Annotated in this window: 15 protein-coding genes; 11 read left to right on the top strand and 4 right to left on the bottom strand. The window is 72.5% G+C overall.

Translation table 11 applies throughout. The features are described 5' to 3' along the window. The first annotated feature begins 4 nt into the window (after nucleotides 1-4). Complete coding sequence (locus ACZ3TI_RS16245) at nucleotides 5-775, top strand: methyltransferase domain-containing protein (protein WP_465726858.1); 771 nt, start codon at nucleotides 5-7, stop codon at nucleotides 773-775. A 453-nt stretch (nucleotides 776-1,228) separates the two neighbouring features. After that, nucleotides 1,229-2,491 (top strand): hypothetical protein, encoded by a 1,263-nt coding sequence (locus ACZ3TI_RS16240; RefSeq protein ID WP_465726857.1) that lies wholly within the window; start codon nucleotides 1,229-1,231, stop codon nucleotides 2,489-2,491. 67 nt (nucleotides 2,492-2,558) lie between these two features. Here the strand turns inward: ACZ3TI_RS16240 and ACZ3TI_RS16235 are convergent, their stop codons facing one another. Beyond that, nucleotides 2,559-3,467, bottom strand: coding sequence for a LysR substrate-binding domain-containing protein (locus ACZ3TI_RS16235; protein ID WP_465726856.1), 909 nt, complete (start codon nucleotides 3,465-3,467; stop codon nucleotides 2,559-2,561). Nucleotides 3,468-3,735: 268 nt separating this feature from the next. On the opposite strand from ACZ3TI_RS16235, the gene ACZ3TI_RS16230 reads away from it, so the two are divergent. From ACZ3TI_RS16230 to aspA, 5 genes are all read left to right on the top strand, one after another. After that, a complete protein-coding gene (locus ACZ3TI_RS16230; RefSeq protein WP_465726855.1) occupies nucleotides 3,736-4,521 on the top strand; it encodes a gamma-glutamyl-gamma-aminobutyrate hydrolase family protein in 786 nt (261 codons plus the stop codon). 86 nt (nucleotides 4,522-4,607) lie between these two features. After that, complete coding sequence (locus ACZ3TI_RS16225) at nucleotides 4,608-5,285, top strand: FadR/GntR family transcriptional regulator (RefSeq protein ID WP_465577036.1); 678 nt, start codon at nucleotides 4,608-4,610, stop codon at nucleotides 5,283-5,285. Continuing rightward, nucleotides 5,282-6,721, top strand: coding sequence for an amino acid permease (locus ACZ3TI_RS16220; RefSeq protein WP_465726854.1), 1,440 nt, complete (start codon nucleotides 5,282-5,284; stop codon nucleotides 6,719-6,721). The genes ACZ3TI_RS16225 and ACZ3TI_RS16220 overlap by 4 nt, the downstream gene beginning before the upstream one ends. Nucleotides 6,722-6,830: 109 nt before the next feature. Then, nucleotides 6,831-7,847 (top strand): asparaginase, encoded by a 1,017-nt coding sequence (locus tag ACZ3TI_RS16215; RefSeq protein WP_465726853.1) that lies wholly within the window; start codon nucleotides 6,831-6,833, stop codon nucleotides 7,845-7,847. A gap of 37 nt (nucleotides 7,848-7,884) precedes the next feature. Continuing rightward, complete coding sequence (gene aspA, locus ACZ3TI_RS16210) at nucleotides 7,885-9,294, top strand: aspartate ammonia-lyase (RefSeq protein WP_465576997.1); 1,410 nt, start codon at nucleotides 7,885-7,887, stop codon at nucleotides 9,292-9,294. A 45-nt stretch (nucleotides 9,295-9,339) separates the two neighbouring features. Here the strand turns inward: aspA and ACZ3TI_RS16205 are convergent, their stop codons facing one another. Further along, nucleotides 9,340-9,801, bottom strand: coding sequence for a MarR family winged helix-turn-helix transcriptional regulator (locus ACZ3TI_RS16205; RefSeq protein WP_465726852.1), 462 nt, complete (start codon nucleotides 9,799-9,801; stop codon nucleotides 9,340-9,342). An 81-nt stretch (nucleotides 9,802-9,882) separates the two neighbouring features. On the opposite strand from ACZ3TI_RS16205, the gene ACZ3TI_RS16200 reads away from it, so the two are divergent. Further along, complete coding sequence (locus ACZ3TI_RS16200) at nucleotides 9,883-10,254, top strand: VOC family protein (protein WP_465726851.1); 372 nt, start codon at nucleotides 9,883-9,885, stop codon at nucleotides 10,252-10,254. A 115-nt stretch (nucleotides 10,255-10,369) separates the two neighbouring features. On the opposite strand, the gene ptsP is transcribed toward ACZ3TI_RS16200, so the two are convergent. Together ptsP and ACZ3TI_RS16190 are read right to left on the bottom strand one after the other, a co-directional pair. Continuing rightward, nucleotides 10,370-12,046, bottom strand: a complete 1,677-nt coding sequence (ptsP, locus tag ACZ3TI_RS16195) for a phosphoenolpyruvate--protein phosphotransferase (RefSeq protein ID WP_465726850.1) — start codon at nucleotides 12,044-12,046, stop codon at nucleotides 10,370-10,372. After that, nucleotides 12,043-12,315, bottom strand: coding sequence for an HPr family phosphocarrier protein (locus ACZ3TI_RS16190; protein WP_465726849.1), 273 nt, complete (start codon nucleotides 12,313-12,315; stop codon nucleotides 12,043-12,045). The genes ptsP and ACZ3TI_RS16190 overlap by 4 nt, the downstream gene beginning before the upstream one ends. A 351-nt stretch (nucleotides 12,316-12,666) precedes the next feature. On the opposite strand from ACZ3TI_RS16190, the gene ACZ3TI_RS16185 reads away from it, so the two are divergent. The 3 genes from ACZ3TI_RS16185 to ACZ3TI_RS16175 all read left to right on the top strand — a co-directional run bounded on the left by ACZ3TI_RS16185 (nucleotide 12,667) and on the right by ACZ3TI_RS16175 (nucleotide 16,506). Beyond that, nucleotides 12,667-13,428 (top strand): DeoR/GlpR family DNA-binding transcription regulator, encoded by a 762-nt coding sequence (locus ACZ3TI_RS16185; RefSeq protein WP_465726848.1) that lies wholly within the window; start codon nucleotides 12,667-12,669, stop codon nucleotides 13,426-13,428. After that, nucleotides 13,425-14,384, top strand: a complete 960-nt coding sequence (pfkB, locus tag ACZ3TI_RS16180) for a 1-phosphofructokinase (RefSeq protein WP_465726847.1) — start codon at nucleotides 13,425-13,427, stop codon at nucleotides 14,382-14,384. Before ACZ3TI_RS16185 ends, pfkB begins: the two co-directional genes overlap by 4 nt. Nucleotides 14,385-14,499: 115 nt before the next feature. Beyond that, entirely contained in the window at nucleotides 14,500-16,506 is a 2,007-nt protein-coding gene (locus tag ACZ3TI_RS16175; protein WP_465726846.1) for a PTS fructose transporter subunit IIABC, read from the top strand. Nucleotides 16,507-16,779 lie beyond the last annotated feature (273 nt).

Raw genomic sequence — 16,779 nt, 5'->3', positions numbered from 1 at the left:
GGGTATGCGCACCTTCGAGGAGCTGATCGCCGAGGCCGAGGCCGTGTCCGTGGACGGCTGGGACTTCTCCTGGCTGGACGGCAGGGCCGCCGAGGAACGTCCCTCCTGGGGCTACCAGCGGTTGTTGTCCGAGCGGTTGGGCACGGCGAGGGCGGCCCTGGACATTCAGACCGGCGGCGGCGAGGTGCTGGCCGGCGCCCTGAGGCTCGCCGAGCCGCGCGGATGGCTGCCGCCCGTCCTGGCGGCCACCGAGTCCTGGCCGCCGAACCTCGCCCGCGCGACGCGCCTGCTGTACCCGCTGGGCGCGCTGGTGGTCGCGGACCAGGACGAGCCGCCGCTGCCCTTCGCCGACGAGGCCTTCGACCTGGTCAGCAGTCGACACCCGGTACGGGCCTGGTGGACGGAGATCGCCCGGGTCCTGCAGCCGGGCGGCAGCTACTTCGCCCAGCACGTGGGGCCGGCCTCCGTCTTCGAACTGGTCGAGTACTTCCTCGGGCCGCTGCCGGAGGCCCGCGAAGGCCGCCGTCCCGAGGTCGAGAGCGCCGAGGCCCGCGCCGCCGGGCTGGAGGTGGTGGACCTGCGCTCCGAGCGGCTGCGGATCGAGTTCCGCGACATCGGCGCGGTGGTGTACTTCCTGCGCAAGGTGATCTGGATGGTCCCGGGCTTCACCGTCGACGCCTACCGGGACCGGCTGCGCGAACTGGACGCCCGGATCCGCGCCGAGGGCCCGTTCGTGGCCCACTCGGCGCGCTTCCTGATCGAGGCTCGCAAGTAGACAGTCGTCGAACAGGTGCTGGGCGGCCGACCGCAGCCAGCGCGATGGGACTCATCGGCCTTCGGTCGGGGCCGCCCCCGAGTGGGGGTTGAGAGTGATCGAGTCTCACGTCTGTGCTCGTTGGGCGGGGTTTGCTGGTCCCGAACGCCGATTCCGAGGTTCTGGCGCACCGTGGAATCGAGCTGCCTGTCTTGCTGTCTGACAGGTTTGCGGGTCGATCATGCGACGCCCGATGGTGCGGCGTCAAGGGCGCATTCGCGTCCCGTTTCGTCGGCGAGGAGCACACCAGTGCTCTGCGATCGCGTGCCCGTCGGCTCCGTCACAATCGCTCGTGCACGGACCCCATGGGGCGGCAAGTCCACAAGTGATCGGATTTGATCGTACGGCTCTCGCAGGGCAGGCTCGATGCCGCACAGTGGCGGAACCGCCACGGTCCGGCACGGAGGGAGCCGCATGTCCGGGACCGAGCACAGCAAACCGGCAGCACACGTCGTCGTCGGGTACAGCCCGCAGGACGGTTTCGTCGCCGTCCAACTCAACCCGCCCCCAGCGGAATACGTGTGGCACGACCGGCACGCCGAGCACCGCGAGGAGCGGTTCGGGCCGGGTAACGGCTACCAACAGTGGCTCGCCGTCGACGCCGCCACCGGCGCGGTGTGGTTCGGGGACACCGACTGGCGGACCCGCAGTGAGGACGCCCCCTCCTGGCTCCCGGGTCACCGCCGGGCCACGGTCGGCGACGGCGCTCTGCCGTCCCCGGCCGTGTTCGCGATCCTGCTCACCCACCGCGCCGTCAACGACCGGGACTCCGAGACCTGGCGGTTCTTCACGGCCGAGGAGCTCTACGCACTGGTCCGACGGGTACTGCCCCTGGTCCAGCGGTTGATCGGCTCGCTGCACCGGGTGGGTCCGGACGGGGATCTGGAATGGTCCGCCGAAGCCGCCCAGGCATGGGTCGATCTCGAACAGGCCTGCCGGTACACGCTCGACGCCGGGGGAGCGGTGGCCTGGGCCGAACCGCGCATGAGCCCGGTTCCCGCCTGGCGGGTCGAAGTGGCGGACTTCCTGGCCCGGAATCCGGAGCTGTGCGACCCGGCGTGGGCGACAGCCACCGACGCCGAACTGGACGGGTACGCCGCGTACGAACCCGATTCCGGTTACGGCGGCGTTCCGGGACGGATGTGCGCTCCGGCGGGCGTCCGGATCGGGGAGGGCTACACCTTCTACGGTCACCGGGCGGCTCTGTACGCCTACCGCGCGGCCGCCTGCGGCGACCGCGCCCCGGTCGAAGCCGGGCTCTGGCTGCGGACCAGCGAGGCCGGACGGAGCAGCTGGGAAGGTGCGAAGGTCGTGGGAGCGAGTCTCGCCGACGCCCCCGACTGCGTGTTGGACCACCTCGCCGAGACGTTCCGCAGTGCTGCGGCCGACGACGGCGTCGTGCTCACCGGCCTGACGGCCTACCTGCGGCAGCAGCGGGCCGAGGAAAGGGCGGCGGTCGACGACACGCTGGCCGCCACCGGGGAGGAACTGAAGCGCTTGGAGGAGTTGCTGAAGGAGGTCCGCCTGGTCCGGAACACCGTCCTGACCCGGGTCCTCAGCTGGACCGACGGGAGGGACGACGAGGTGATCGCCGGTCTCGCGGCGATGTCCCCCGTCGCCGTGGCCGAGTGGCGCGAGCGGCTCACCGCCGACCGGAGTGTCCGAGCGGAGGGGTGAGAGGTTGCCCGGAGAGCCGGCCCGTGGGCGGGCCGGCGACGCTCCGAACCGTCAGGCGTTGCCCCGCTCATGAGAGGGCGGCCAGCGCCTGCGCGGCGAGCATCCGCTCCAGGGCCAGGAGGGCGCGCGGGGCGTGCCGGGTGTCGATGCGGACGGTGTAGATGAAGCGTGTCAGCTCCGGGTCGGCGAGGGGACGCGCCACGACCTGGGTGCTACCCGGGGGGAGGGCCAGCCGGGGCATGACGGCGACGCACAGGCCGGCGGCCACGAAGCCGAGCACGGTGTTGAAGTCGTCGCCGTCGTATTCCAGGCGGGCCTGGAATCCCGGTGTCTTGGCCATCTGAGCGAGCAGTTCCAGGCGAAGGGCGGCCTCCGGGGCGGCGATCCACGTCTCGGACGCGAGGTCGGCGAGGTCGATGACGTCCCGGTGGGCGAGGTGGTGGTCGGCCGGGACGACCGCCACGACCGGGTCCCGGGCGACCAGCGTTCGGCGCAGCGTCCGGGGCGGTGGCATCGGGATGAAGTCGTAGTCGTAACTGAGGGCCAGGTCCATGTCTCCCCGCTTGAGCCGGCTGTAGCCGGCTTCGGGCTCCACCTGGGAGAGGCTGACCTGCACATCGGGATAGGTCGCGTGAAGCTCGGCCAGCGCCTGCGGGACGATGCCGGCGGCGGCGGAGGCGAAGGCGCCGAGCCTGATCCGACCGGCCGTACCCGCACGCATGGCGTCGAGTTCCACGGACGCCGCCGCCAGTGCGCTTCGGACGCGCTGTTCGGCGTCGAGGAGGACCATGCCGCCCGGGGTGGCGCGCACCGGGCGGCGCTCGATCAGGATGAGGCCGGCCCGGCGTTCGAGTTCGGCGATCTGTTGCGAGACGGCGGGCGCGCTGTAGCCCAGCTCGCGTGCGGCGGCGTTGAAGGAGCTGTGGCGGACCACCGCTTCGAGGGTGGCGAGCAACCGGGGGTCGAGTCTCTGCACGGAGTTAAGGCTCACTTATCTGTCGCGAAGATGTCTTTTCTTGTGCTTAAGCATGAACGGCAGCAGGATTCTTGCTCGCGGCCCGGATGCGCAAGTCTCCGCCCCCGGGGTCCGCGACCCACCATTTCCCTCGTCGGACGCGTTCGTGCGCCCGCGGGGGCCGTGCACCCCCTCTTCCGCAGCCCTCCTGACCCCGCGTCCGCGGGGGCGGGTGGGCCGCGGAGGAGACGGCCGTCGACGAGCGACTCCGCCCCTGAAAGGAAGTGGTATGCCCAAGCCACTCATCGGACTGACCACCTACCTCGCCGACGCCCAGTGGGGGGAGTGGGAGCTGCCCGCCGCGCTGCTGCCCGCGGCGTACATCAGCTGTCTCCGGGCGGCGGGCGGCCGCGTGGTCCTGCTGCCGCCGGACGCGCCGGAAGCCGCTGCCGATGTCGTCGCGCGCCTGGACGCCATCGTCCTGACCAGCGGCGAGGACGTGGATCCCGCGCTGTACGGGGCGACGCCGCACCCGTGCACGGGGCCGCCGGTGCACGAGCGCGACCGGTGGGAGTGGGCCGTGCTGGCCGAGGCTCTCACGCGTGACATGCCGGTGCTGGGAGTGTGTCGCGGAATGCAATTGATGAACGTGCACGCAGGCGGAACCCTGATCCAGCACCTCCCCGAAACCGTGGGTCACCACGGGCACAACCTGCACGGCGGCCACTTCTCCCCCCATGCCGTCACCACGGTGCCGGGGACGCGGATCGGCGCGCTCCTTCCGGGGACCCGCCAGGTCGCCACGCACCATCATCAGGCGGTGGAGTCCCTCGGGGCCGGCTTGATCGTGGGCGCCCGCACGGCGGACGGCACCATCGAGGCGATCGAGAGCACCCGGCACCGCTTCGTGGTCGGCGTGCAGTGGCACCCCGAAATGGCTTTCGATTCGGCGGTGGTGCACGCCCTGGTGGCCGCTGCCCGGACCACGTCGAACCCGGCTCCTGATCGACCGCCGAGAGCAAGGCGCGTGCGGCGGAGCGCACCGGACATCGTTCCGTCGACCCTGGTGTCTTGACACCGCTGTGCTCCGACCCGGAGGATCACCTCGTGAACCTGTCAGACAGCCAGACAGGTGGTGCGATCCCGCGGCGCGTCAGCGCGATGGAAGCGGTGTTCGGCCACCTGCGCAGCGCCATCGAGCGCGGTGAGTACGCCGTGGGGGACAAGCTCCCCTCGGAAGCAGAGCTGTGCCGGACCCTGGAGGTCAGCCGGCCCGTGCTGCGGGAGGCACTCCGTGCCCTGCAAGCCATGGGCCTGACGGTCTCGAAGACCGGCAAGGGCACCTTCGTCGTGGCGAACACGGTCGAGGACCCCACCTTCGGCGACTACGCGGCCAGCGACCTCCTGGAGGTGCGCCGGCACGTCGAGATCCCGGTCGCCGGCTACGCGGCGCTGCGCCGGACCCCGGAGGACCTGGACCACCTGTCCCACCTGCTCGACCGGATGGAGCGGGAGACCGACACCACCGCGTGGGTCGCCCTGGACACCGTGTTCCACCTGGCGGTGGCCGAGGCCTCCGGCAACCCGGTGTTCCGCCGGGTGATCGAGGAGATCCGTGACGCACTGGCGCGTCAGTCGACCCTCCTCAACGAACTCGGCGGTCGGCGCGAGCAGTCCAACTGCGAGCACCGGGCGATCGTCGAGGCCCTGATCGACGGTTCCGAGCCCGACGCCGTCGAGGCGATGTCCCACCACCTCCACCGCGTGGAGGCCACTCTCACCGACATCGTGCGCCCCCAGCGCGCGGACACCTCAAGAGAAGGTAGAGCCGAGGCGTGAGCGAGCAGTTCCTCAAAGACGAGAAGCGCCCCACGACCCGTCACGTCGACGCCGGTGACACCGGCTACAGCAAGTCCCTGAAAGCCCGGCACGTCAACATGATCGCCATCGGTGGTGCCATCGGCACCGGGCTGTTCCTCGGCGCGGGCGGCCGGCTCGCCGATGCCGGGCCCTCCCTGTTCGTCGCGTACGCCGTCTGCGGCGTCTTCGCGTTCCTCGTCGTGCGAGCGCTCGGCGAGCTCGTCCTGTACCGCCCGTCCTCCGGGGCCTTCGTGTCCTACGCCCGGGAGTTCCTGGGAGAGAAGGGCGCGTACACCGCCGGCTGGATGTACTTCCTCAACTGGGCGACCACCGGCATCGCCGACATCACCGCGGTGGCCACGTACACCCACTACTGGCACCTGTTCTCCGACGTCCCGCAGTGGGTGATCGCGCTCATAGCCCTGGCCGTGGTCGTCACCGTGAACCTCATCTCGGTGCGGATCTTCGGCGAACTGGAGTTCTGGTTCGCCATCGTCAAGGTCAGCGCCCTGGTGGTCTTCATGGGCATCGGAATCTTCCTGCTCGTCACCCAGCACCCGGTCGACGGCGTCGTACCCGGTCCGTCCCTGATCACCGACAACGGCGGGATCTTCCCCAACGGCCTGCTGCCGATGCTGCTGATCATCCAGGGCGTCGTCTTCGCCTACGCCTCCGTCGAACTGGTCGGCGTGACGGCCGGGGAGACCGAGAACCCCGAGAAGATCATGCCGAAGGCGATCAACTCGATCATGTGGCGGGTGGGCCTGTTCTACGTCGGCTCGGTCGTCCTGCTGTCGATGCTGATGCCGTGGAACAAGTACACCTCCGGCCAGAGTCCCTTCGTGACGGTGCTCTCCCACATCGGTGTCCCGGCGGCGGGCAGTGTGATGAACCTGGTCGTCCTCACCGCGGCCATGTCCTCGCTCAACTCGGGCCTCTACTCCACCGGCCGCATCCTGCGCTCCATGGCCGTCAACGGATCGGCCCCCCGCTTCACCGCCAGGATGAGCCGCACCCAGGTGCCCTACGGCGGCATCCTGCTCACCAGCGGCATGTGCGTCCTCGGTGTCGGCCTCAACTTCGTCGTCCCCGCCGACGCGTTCGAGATCGTGCTCAACCTCGCCGCCATCGGCATCATCGCCACCTGGGGCATGATCATGGTCTGCCACCTCCTGTTCTGGCGGAAGACCACGGCGGGCGAACTGACCCGCCCCGCCTACCGGCTGCCCGGCTCGCCCTGGACCGAACTCCTGACGCTGGCCTTCCTCGCCGTCGTCCTGGTCCTCATGTACGCCGACGGCGGCGCCGGACGCACCACGGTGCTGTGCGTACCGCTCATCGCCGCCGCACTCGTCGCCGGCTGGTACGCGATCCGCGGGCGCATCGCGCGCGCCGCCGCCGGAACCGACGACTGAACCCGGGCGGCCCGGGGGATCCGCAGAGCCACCGCGCGTCCGCCCGGGCCGGCCCACTGCCACCAGGCACACAGGTCAGCAGCCCCAAGCCATCACGATCGAGGCAGTCATGCTCACCCTCCCCATCGCGGACGCGCCCGCGATCCGCGAGCCCCGCCACGTGCCCGTCGCCCACGTCACCCGTGGCGGTGTGGTCGAGGGCACCCACTACGGTTCCGTCGTCGTCCTCGACGGCGACGGCAAGGTCCGGTTCCGCCTCGGTGACGCGGAGGCCGCGTGCTTCCCGCGATCGGCCCTCAAGCCCCTCCAGGCCGTCGCCATGGTCCGGGCGGGACTGCCGCTCGACGGCGAACTGCTCGCCCTCGCGATGGGCAGCCATTCCGGCGAGGAACGCCACCTCGCCGGCGCCCGGCGGATCCTGGCGCTCGTCGGCCTCACCGAGGACGACCTGCGCAACGTCCCCGACCTGCCGTACGACCCGGCCGTCCGCGACACCTGGATCCGGGAGGACCGCCCGCCCTCCCGGCTCGCCCAGAACTGCTCGGGCAAGCACGCCGCGATGCTCCACCTCTGCAAGCTCAACGGGTGGCCGCTGCAGGACTACGACGCGCCTGAGCACCCGCTCCAACGGATGATCGCGGAAGTCGTGGAGGACCTCACGGGCCAGCGCATCGCGCGCGCCACGGTGGACGGCTGCGGCACCCCCCTGTTCGCCGTCTCCCTGCACGGCCTGGCCCGTGCCGCCGCGCGCATCGCCACCGGCGCGCCCGGGACCCCTGAATTCCGGGTGGCGGACGCGTTGCGCAGCCACCCGGAGATGGCCTCCGGCGCAGGGCGGGACGTGGCCGAGCTGATGCGCGCGGTACCCGGGCTGCTTGCCAAGGACGGATTCGAGGGCGTCCAGGTCGCCGCGCTGCCGGACGGCCGCGCCGTCGCCCTGAAGATCGCGGACGGGGCGAACCGGGCGCGCATCCCGGTGGCGGCGGCCGCCCTGGCGCTGGCAGGAGTCGACAAGCGGCTGCTGACCGGGTTCGCGGGGGAGCCGGTGGTCGGCGGTGGCCGGCCGGTCGGTGGCGTGCGGCCGGTGGCCGCCCTGGACCCGGAGGCCCTGCTCGCCCACGCGTGACCCGACCCACCACTCCGAGAAGAGGAACCGCACACCCATGACCGTCGCCACCCGCAGCGAACACGACCTGCTCGGGGACCGTGACGTCCCTGCCGACGTCTACTGGGGCGTCCACACCCTGCGCGCCACCGAGAACTTCCCCATCACCGGCACCCCCATCTCCGCCTACCCGCACCTGATCGACGCACTGGCCGCCGTGAAGGAGGCCGCCGCCCTCGCCAACGAGGAACTCGGCCTGCTGGAACCCGCGAAGGCCGCCGCGATCGTCGCCGCGTGCCGCGAGATCCGGGGCGGGAAGCTGCACGACCAGTTCGTCGTGGACGTCATCCAGGGCGGCGCCGGCACCTCGACCAACATGAACGCCAACGAGGTCGTCGCGAACCGGGCGCTGGAACTGCTGGGGCACGCCAAGGGCGAGTACTCCCACCTGCACCCCAACGAGGACGTCAATCTCGGCCAGTCCACCAACGACGTCTACCCGACCGCGGTCCGGGTCGCGACGGTGTCCGCCGTGCGCGGGCTGCTCGACGCGATGGCCGTCCTCCAGGACGCCTTCGCCCGCAAGGCCGTCGAGTTCCGCGACGTCCTGAAGATGGGCCGCACCCAGCTGCAGGACGCTGTGCCGATGACGCTCGGCCAGGAGTTCTCCGCCTTCGCCGTCATGCTCGACGAGGACCGCAGCCGGCTCGCGGAAGCCGCCGAGCTGATCCACGAGATCAACCTCGGCGCGACCGCGATCGGCACCGGCCTCAACGCCCCCGCCGGGTACGCCGAATACGCCCGGCGCCATCTCGCCGACATCACCGGACTGCCCCTGGTGACCGCGGCCAACCTGGTCGAAGCCACCCAGGACTGCGGCGCGTTCGTCCAGATGTCCGGAGTCCTCAAGCGCATAGCCGTCAAACTGTCCAAGACCTGCAACGACCTTCGGTTGCTGTCCTCCGGGCCGCGTGCGGGCCTCGGCGAGATCAACCTGCCGCCGGTGCAGGCCGGTTCGAGCATCATGCCCGGCAAGGTCAACCCGGTGATCCCCGAAGTCGTCAACCAGGTCGCCTTCGAGGTGATCGGCAACGACATCGCGATCACCATGGCCGCCGAGGCGGGTCAGCTCCAGCTCAACGCCTTCGAACCGATCATCCTGCACTCGCTGTCGAAGTCCATCACCCACCTGCGGGCCGCCTGCCACACCCTCGCCGAGCGTTGCGTCGTCGGCATCACCGCCAACACCGAGGTGCTGCGCGCGACCGTCGAGAACTCCATCGGCCTGGTGACCGCCCTGAACCCGCACATCGGGTACACGGCAGCCACCGACATCGCCAAGGAGGCCCTTGCCAGCGGCCGGGGTGTCGCCGAACTCGTGCTGGAGCGGGGCCTGCTCCCGGCGGAGCGGCTCGCGGCCCTGCTGCGGCCCGAGGTCATCGCCGGCAGCGGCGTGGCCGTGGCCTGAGGACGGGGCCCGGGCGGCTCCCGGGGCGGTGATCCTGACGGCTGGTCACTGCTCCAGAGCCGCCGCCATGCGGTCGAGGTCGGCGAGCAGCACGGCGATGCGCTCGGGCGGGATCGACCCCACCATGTGTCGCTCGATGGCGTAGACGGCGTCCTGGACGGCGGCCAGGCGCGCCCGGCCCTCCTCGGTGAGGTGGGCGGGGCGGGCCCGGCCGTGGTCGGCGGTGGCCGGGCGGGTGATCAGCCCCGCTTCCTGCAGGCCCTGCAGCACGACGTTGCCGGACTGGCGGGTGACGAAGGTCGCGCGCGCGAGGTCGGCGTTGGACATGCCGGGGTTCAGGGCCAGGAGTTCGAGGGTGGCGTACTGCGGAACGGTCAGTTCGTGCTCTCGCAGAGCCCGGTCCATGGCGCCGCGCAGGGCGGCCTGGGCGCGCTTGAGCGCGTACCCCACGTGTCGGGTGACGTCTTTCGCATCGTGCGGCGGCTCCGTCGGCGGCTTCTCCATCATGTCAGCATTTTGACACGCTCGGGGCGAGGTCCTAGTCTCCTGTATGTCAAAGTCCTGACATTCGAGACCGAGGAGAACCCCATGCCCGTCACCATCGACGGCCCCGACTTCGTCGCCCTGCAGGTCCGCGACGTGGCGGCCGCGGCCGCCTTCTGCGAAGAGCACCTGGGGCTGCGTCGGGCCGCGGTCTCACCGCCCGGCGCGGTCGTGTTCGACACCAAGCCGACCCCGTTCGCGGTCCGCGAGGTCCTCCCGGGCGTCGACCTCGCCGACACCGCGCGGCCCGGCCTTGGTGTGGCGCTCTGGTTCCGGACGCAGGACGCCCACCAGCTCCGTGACCAGCTCACCGCCGCCGGGGTCACGATCCTGACCCCCACGGTGGACACCCCGTTCGGGCCGACCTTCTCCTTCGAAGGCCCCGAGGGCTACACCCTCACCGTGCACGGGGGCTGACCGATCGCACGCCGGTCGCCGGCCGATCGCGGACAGGCCCTGGGTGCGCCGAGCTCGCCGCCGCCCGCCCGATCGCGGCCGGCGGCGACCGGGCCCGGCGCACCGAAGGAGTTGATCAGCCTCCGGCGATCCGCGAGCGGACCTTGCCGCGGGCGTCGGCGGCGTCGTCGGCTTGCAGGGCCAGCTCGGCGAGTTCGCGGCACTGCGCGAGGGTGCGGGAGGCCAGCGCCGCCCGTACCTCGGGGAGCGAGGCGGGTGCGGCCGACAGGCTGGTGATCCCGAGGCCGACCAGCACCAGGGCGAGTGCTGGGTCGGCGGCGGCTTCGCCGCACACACCGATCGGACGGCCGTGCTCGGTCGCCGAGCGGGCGGCGTCCGCGACCAGCGCGAGCAGGGCCGGCTGCCACGGGTCGAGCAGTTCGGCGAGGGAGCCGAGCGTGCGGTCGGCCGCGAAGGTGTACTGGGCCAGGTCGTTGGTGCCGACGCTGAAGAAGTCGCAGACCTCGGCCAGCCGGTCGGCCCGCAGGGCGGCGGCCGGAACCTCGATCATCGCGCCGGCCAGCGGCAGGCCGTGGGCGCGGACCCGGGCGGCGAACTCGGCGGCCTCGCGCGGGACCGACACCATCGGGGCCATCACCCAGACCTGCGCGGTGCTGTCCTCGGCGGCCTCGGCGATCGCGGCGAGCTGGGTCTCCAGGAGCTGGGGGTCGCGGACGGCCGTCCGCAGGCCGCGGACGCCCAAGGCGGGGTTCTCCTCGTCGGCGGCGGTGACGAAGGGCAGCGGCTTGTCCGCGCCCGCGTCGAGGGTGCGCACGACCACCCGGCGCCCGGCGAAGGCCGCGAAGACCTTCCGGTAGGCGGCGGCCTGTTCGGCGCGACCGGGCGCCTCGCTACGGTCCAGGAAGAGGAACTCGGTGCGGAACAGGCCCACGCCCTCGGCGTCGGCGGCGGCCGCGCCGGCCAGCTCGTGCGGCGCACCGAGGTTGACCAGCAGCGCGATCGGGTGGCCGTCCGCCGTCCGGCCCGGTCCGTGGAACCCGGCGAGCAGCTCGCGGCGGCGGCGCTCCCGTTCGGCGGCCAGCCCGAGCGCCTCCGGGCTCGGGTCGGGCTCGACCAGGCCGTCCGCGCCGTGCACCAGGACGTGCCGTCCGTCCTCCAGCGCCACGGCGTCGGCGCAGCCGACCACGGCGGGCAGGCCGAGTGCCTTGGCGAGGATGGCCGTGTGGCTGGTCGGCCCGCCGCGGACGGTGACCAGGGCCAGCACCCGCTCGGGGTCGAGCAGTGCCGTGTCAGCGGGCGCCAGGTCGTCGGCGATCAGGACGTACGGGTGCCCGGGGTCGGGCAGACCGGGCACGGGCAGGCCGAGCAGGTGCGCCACCGCGCGGTCACGCAGGTCGTCCAAGTCGGCGACGCGTTCCGCGAAGTGACCGCCGGCGGCGACCAGCGCGGCGCGGAAGCCGTCGAAGGCGGCGGCGAGCGCGTGGGCGCCGTCGGTGCCCCGTTCGGCGAGGGCGGCGGCCTCGTCGGCGAGGACCGGGTCGGCGGCCATCATGGCCTGCGCGGTGAGCACGTCGGAGGCGGGGCCGCTCACGCGGGCGGCACGCTCGTCCAGGTCGGTGACGACCGCGGCGAGGGCGGCGCGGACCGCTGCCGCTTCGGCCGACGGGTCGGCGACGGGCCTCGGGGCAGGCAGCGCGGGGACAGGTGCCATCCACGCGACTGGTCCCGCCGCGCTGCCGGTGCCGACGCCGATGCCGCGGATCGGACCACTGCCGCGGATCGGACCGCTCATGCCGCGGCGTCGTGGTCGGCGGCGAGCAGGTCGGCGAGCTCCTTCAGCGAGTCCTGGGCCTGGTCGCCGGTCGCGGTGAGCTCCAGGGTCTCGCCGTTGCCGGCGGCGAGGGCGAGCACGGAGAGCAGGCTGCGGGCGTCGACCGGGGTCTGGCCCGGGCGGCCGACGGTGACCTTGGCGGGCTGGCGGGCGGCGGCCTGGACGAACAGGGAGGCCGGGCGGGCGTGCAGGCCGCTCCGGGAGCCGACGGTGACCAGGATCGAGTGCATGGGAGGTCCTTGGAGGGGTTGGAGGAGACGGGCGCCGACCCGGGTGGGAGCCGGGTCGGCGGCGGTGGGGGCACGGTGGCCTGCGTGGAGGGTGAGGCGCGGGCCACCGTGATCGGAGCCCGGTCCCCGCCGTACGGGGGCGATGGCGGAGGACCGGGCAGGCCGTTGGTTTCACGCCCGTTAGCGTGTTGTTTCGATTGGTTGTACGCCCGATCGTCGAACCATGTCAACACATTCGGGCAAACTCAAAGATGTCGGTGAAAGCCCGTACGACCTCTTGCTTTTCCGGTCGAAGCGCGTATGGTCGGCCTGAATCAAGCGTGAACAGACATGAAACGGACCCAAGCCCACATGTATGCACCCGAGCGGCAGCAAGAGATCCTCCGCCTCGCCCAGGAGCGGGGTCGGGTGGACGTGCCGACGCTGGCCGAGGACTTCGGCGTCACGCAGGAGACCATCCGGCGTGACCTGAGCGCCCTCGACCGGGCCGGTCTGCTGCACCGGGTGCACGGCGGCGCGCTGCCCGCCGGCGCACTGCACCTGGAGCCGGGCCTGGCCGAGCGCGACTCCACGGCCGCGGCCGAGAAGGAACGCATCGCCAAGGCCGCCCTGGCCCTGCTGCCCGGTGAGGGCAGCGTCATCCTGGACGCCGGGACGACCGTCTCCCGGCTGGCCGGCCTGCTGCCCGCCGACAGCACGCTCACCATCGTCACCAACGCCCTCCCGGTCGCCGCCCGGCTGGCCGACCACCGCGGGCTCGCCCTCCACCTGATCGGAGGCCGGCTGCGCCACCGCACCCAGGCCGCTGTCGACGCGTGGGCGCTGCGCGACCTGGCGGACATCCACGCGGACCTCGCGGTGGTCGCCACCAACGGCTTCTCCCCGGAGGGGGGCCTGTCGACGCCGGACCTCGCCGAGGCGGCCGTCAAACGGGCCATGCTCGCCGGTGCCCGGAGGGTGGTCCTGGTGGCCGACTCCTCCAAGTGGGGTGTCCGCCACTTCGCCCGCTTCGGTTCGCTGGACCAGGTGGACGTGCTGGTCACGGACACCGGGCTGACGGACGAACAGACCGCCGAGATCGAGAACCACGGACCGGAAGTCATCCGCGCATGATCGTCACCATCACCCCGAACCCCAGCCTCGACCGCACCTACGAAGTGGGAACCCTCGCCCCGGGCGAGGTCAACCGGGCCTCGCACGACCGGCTCGACCCCGGCGGCAAGGGCGTCAACGTCTCCCGTGCGCTCACGGCCGCCGGACACCGCACCAGCGCCGTCCTCCCCCTGGGCGGCCTCTCCGGGCAACTGCTCGCCGACCTGCTGCGCCGGCAGGGCATCGATGTCGCGGCGGTCGCGATCGCGGGCGACACCCGGATCAACGTCTCGATCGCCGAGTACGGCGGCAGCCTCACGAAGGTCAACGCGGTGGGCCCCGAACTCAGCGCCGCCGAGTCGGCCGCACTGCTGGCGCTCGTCCGCGACGTCCAGAAGAACCGACAGGACACCGGGACCGATGTGGACTGGCTCGCCTGCTGCGGCAGCCTGCCGCGCGGGCTGGCACCCGCGTGGTACGCGGAGGTGGTCGCCCAGGTGCACTCGGGCGGCGCCCGGATCGCCCTGGACACCTCCGGCCCCGCGCTGCTGGCCGCGCTCTCGGCTCGTCCCGACGTGGTCAAGCCCAACCGTGAGGAACTCGCGGAGGCCGTGGGCCGCCCGATCCACACCGTCGGCGACGCCGTCAAGGCGGCCGGGGAACTGCGCGAGGGAGGCGCTCAGCAGGTCCTCGCGAGCCTCGGTGCGGACGGGATGCTGCTGATCGCCGAGGAGGGCAGCTGGTACGGCAGCGCGCCGGTCGCCGCCGTCCGCAGCGACGTGGGAGCCGGCGACGCCTCACTCGCGGGCTTCCTCGGCGCCGGCGGAACCGGCCCCGAGGCGCTGGCGGCGGCCCTGGCACACGGCGCCGCCGCCGTACAACTGCCGGGGAGCGTCATGCCGACCCCGGCCGATCTGGACCCGGCCGCGGTGGTCGTGACGGCGGACCTCCCGCTGGACCGACCGCTCCGCGGCTGAGAACGTCCTCCGGCGTCCACCGCCGGAGGCAAAACGCCCGACCGTGTGGGACGGGAAGGGCGGACATTCCCGGGGGCAAGGGACACCGTCAGGCACCAGCCGAAGGACCGACACGATGACCGACACCAGCGCACTGATCACACCCGCACTCGTCGACCTCTACCTCGCCCCCGAGGACAAGAGCGAAGCCCTGCGGGTCCTCGCCCAGCGGCTGGTCGCCGAGGGCCGGGTCACCGACCTCGAGGGCTTCCTCGCCGACATCGCCGCCCGCGAGGCCCAGGCCCCGACCGGGATGGGCGACGGGATCGGCATCCCGCACTGCAGATCGCCCCACGTCACGCAGCCGAGCCTGGCCTTCGGCCGCAGTTCCAGGGGTGTCGACTTCGACGCCCCGGACGGTCGGCCCGCCGACCTGATCTTCATGATCGCGGCACCCGCGGGTGCGGACGACACCCACCTGCAGATCCTCGCCGCGCTGGCCCGCCGGCTCGTGGACCCCACCTTCACCGGCGCCCTGCGCGAGGCCGAGAGCCCGGGCACGGTCGCGGCACGGATCAACGGCGAGGAGACGCCGGTCCCTGCTCCGGAGGCGGTCCCTGCTCCGGAGGAGACCGCCGGTCCCGAACCGACCGCCGCCGACGGCGGGCTGCGGCTGGTCGCGGTCACCTCCTGCCCGACCGGCATCGCCCACACCTACATGGCCGCCAAGGCCCTGGAGCTGGCTGCCGCCCGGGCGGGCGCGCGGATCCAGGTCGAGACCCAGGGCTCGGCCGGGACGACGCCGCTCGCCCCCGAGGTGATCGCGGCAGCCGACGCGGTGATCTTCGCCCATGACGTCGAGATCCGGGACCGGGCCCGCTTCGCCGGCAAGCCGACCGTGGACGTGGGCGTCAAGGCCGGCGTCAACCGCGCCGACGACCTGATCGCGCGGGCCGCCGCGCTGGTCACCGGCGCCGGCCCCGGCACCCGCCTCGCCACCGCCCCGGTGGCCACGGCGAGCGCGACGGGGGAGCACTGGGCCCAGCGGCTGCGCACGTACCTGATGACGGGCGTCAGCCACATGATCCCGTTCGTCGCGGCCGGCGGTCTGCTGATCGCCCTCGCCTTCGCGATCGGCGGCTACCAGATCGCCTCCGCACCGCCCGTGCTGGGCCACTTCGACTGGACCTCCTCGCAGAGCTGGGCGGCGATGCTGTTCCAGACCGGCAAGACCTCGTTCGGCTTCCTGGTCCCGGTCCTCTCCGGGTACATCGCCTGGGCGATCGCGGACCGGGCGGCACTGGCCGCCGGCGTCGCCGGCGGTGCCGTGTCGGTGGCGGTCGGCGCGGGCTTCCTCGGCGGCATCGTGTCGGGCCTGGCCGCCGGCTTCCTGGTGCTGTGGATGATCCGCTGGAACGTGCCCCGGGCGATCAGGGGCATCATGCCGGTCGTGGTGGTCCCGCTGCTGTCGGTGGCGGCGGTCGGCTTCCTGATGTTCGTGGTGGTCGGCTCGCCGATCGCCTCGGCGATGAACGGCCTGACCGACTGGCTGAACGGCCTCTCCGGCTCCAATGCGATCCTGCTCGGCGCGCTGCTCGGCGCGATGATGGCCTTCGACATGGGCGGTCCGCTCAACAAGGTCGCCTACACCTTCGCGGCCGGTGCGCTCACCACCGCGGGGACCACTCCGGACGCCGGCAGCCTCAAGGTGATGGCTGCCGTGATGGCCGCCGGCATGACCCCGCCGCTCGGCATGGCACTGGCGACCGTCGTCCGGAGCAGGCTCTTCAGCCCCGAGGAGCGGGAGAACGGCAAGGCGGCCTGGGTCCTCGGCGCCTCGTTCATCACGGAAGGCGCGATCCCGTTCGCGGCGGCCGACCCGCTGCGGGTCATCCCGGCGGGCATCGCCGGCAGCATGACCGCCGGTGGCTTGTCGATGGCCTTCGGCTCCACCCTTCGTGCCCCGCACGGCGGAATCTGGGTGCTCCCGCTGATCGGCAGCCCGTTCCTGTACCTGGTCGCGGTCGCGGCGGGTACGGCGGTCACCACGGCGGTGGTGGTGCTGCTCAAGGGGATGCGGAAGCCCGTCGCCCGGACGGCTGCGGTCTCCGCCGTCGCCGGGAAGCAGCCGGCCGCCGTCTGACCGGCGGGCCGTGAGCTGCGTCCGGGGTGATCCGGCGGGCCGGAATCCGGATCCGGGGCGCCCGCTCCTTCGAGCGGGCGCCCCGGAGGCCGTGTCCGCCCCGGCGGGGCGGACCCGGCCGCGGGTCCGTCAGTGTTGCAGGGTGAGGATGCCGGGGCGCCAGGGGAGCTGGTCGTAGGGGCCGGTGGCGGTGGGGGACTAGGCCGGGTGGAGGAGCAGATCGGTAGAGCGTCGTGTCGGGCCAGAGTTTGCGGGGCGAGGTGTATATCGCGG

It is taken from the genome of Kitasatospora sp. NPDC023120 (assembly GCF_055560835.1).
Note: the sequence above shows the minus strand (reverse complement) of the source record. Positions and strands in the feature narration are given on the sequence as shown.

What these genes read in the sequence shown, in the direction of transcription:
- ACZ3TI_RS16245 (WP_465726858.1), top strand. Translation starts at nt 5, where the DNA reads ATGCGCACCTTCGAGGAGCTGATCGCCGAGGCCGAGGCCGTGTCCGTG.
- ACZ3TI_RS16185 (WP_465726848.1), top strand. Translation starts at nt 12,667, where the DNA reads ATGTATGCACCCGAGCGGCAGCAAGAGATCCTCCGCCTCGCCCAGGAG.
- ACZ3TI_RS16215 (WP_465726853.1), top strand. Translation starts at nt 6,831, where the DNA reads ATGCTCACCCTCCCCATCGCGGACGCGCCCGCGATCCGCGAGCCCCGC.
- aspA (WP_465576997.1), top strand. Translation starts at nt 7,885, where the DNA reads ATGACCGTCGCCACCCGCAGCGAACACGACCTGCTCGGGGACCGTGAC.
- ptsP (WP_465726850.1), bottom strand. Translation starts at nt 12,046, where the DNA reads ATGAGCGGTCCGATCCGCGGCAGTGGTCCGATCCGCGGCATCGGCGTC.
- ACZ3TI_RS16205 (WP_465726852.1), bottom strand. Translation starts at nt 9,801, where the DNA reads ATGATGGAGAAGCCGCCGACGGAGCCGCCGCACGATGCGAAAGACGTC.
- ACZ3TI_RS16175 (WP_465726846.1), top strand. Translation starts at nt 14,500, where the DNA reads ATGACCGACACCAGCGCACTGATCACACCCGCACTCGTCGACCTCTAC.
- ACZ3TI_RS16190 (WP_465726849.1), bottom strand. Translation starts at nt 12,315, where the DNA reads ATGCACTCGATCCTGGTCACCGTCGGCTCCCGGAGCGGCCTGCACGCC.
- ACZ3TI_RS16230 (WP_465726855.1), top strand. Translation starts at nt 3,736, where the DNA reads ATGCCCAAGCCACTCATCGGACTGACCACCTACCTCGCCGACGCCCAG.
- ACZ3TI_RS16225 (WP_465577036.1), top strand. Translation starts at nt 4,608, where the DNA reads ATGGAAGCGGTGTTCGGCCACCTGCGCAGCGCCATCGAGCGCGGTGAG.
- pfkB (WP_465726847.1), top strand. Translation starts at nt 13,425, where the DNA reads ATGATCGTCACCATCACCCCGAACCCCAGCCTCGACCGCACCTACGAA.
- ACZ3TI_RS16240 (WP_465726857.1), top strand. Translation starts at nt 1,229, where the DNA reads ATGTCCGGGACCGAGCACAGCAAACCGGCAGCACACGTCGTCGTCGGG.
- ACZ3TI_RS16200 (WP_465726851.1), top strand. Translation starts at nt 9,883, where the DNA reads ATGCCCGTCACCATCGACGGCCCCGACTTCGTCGCCCTGCAGGTCCGC.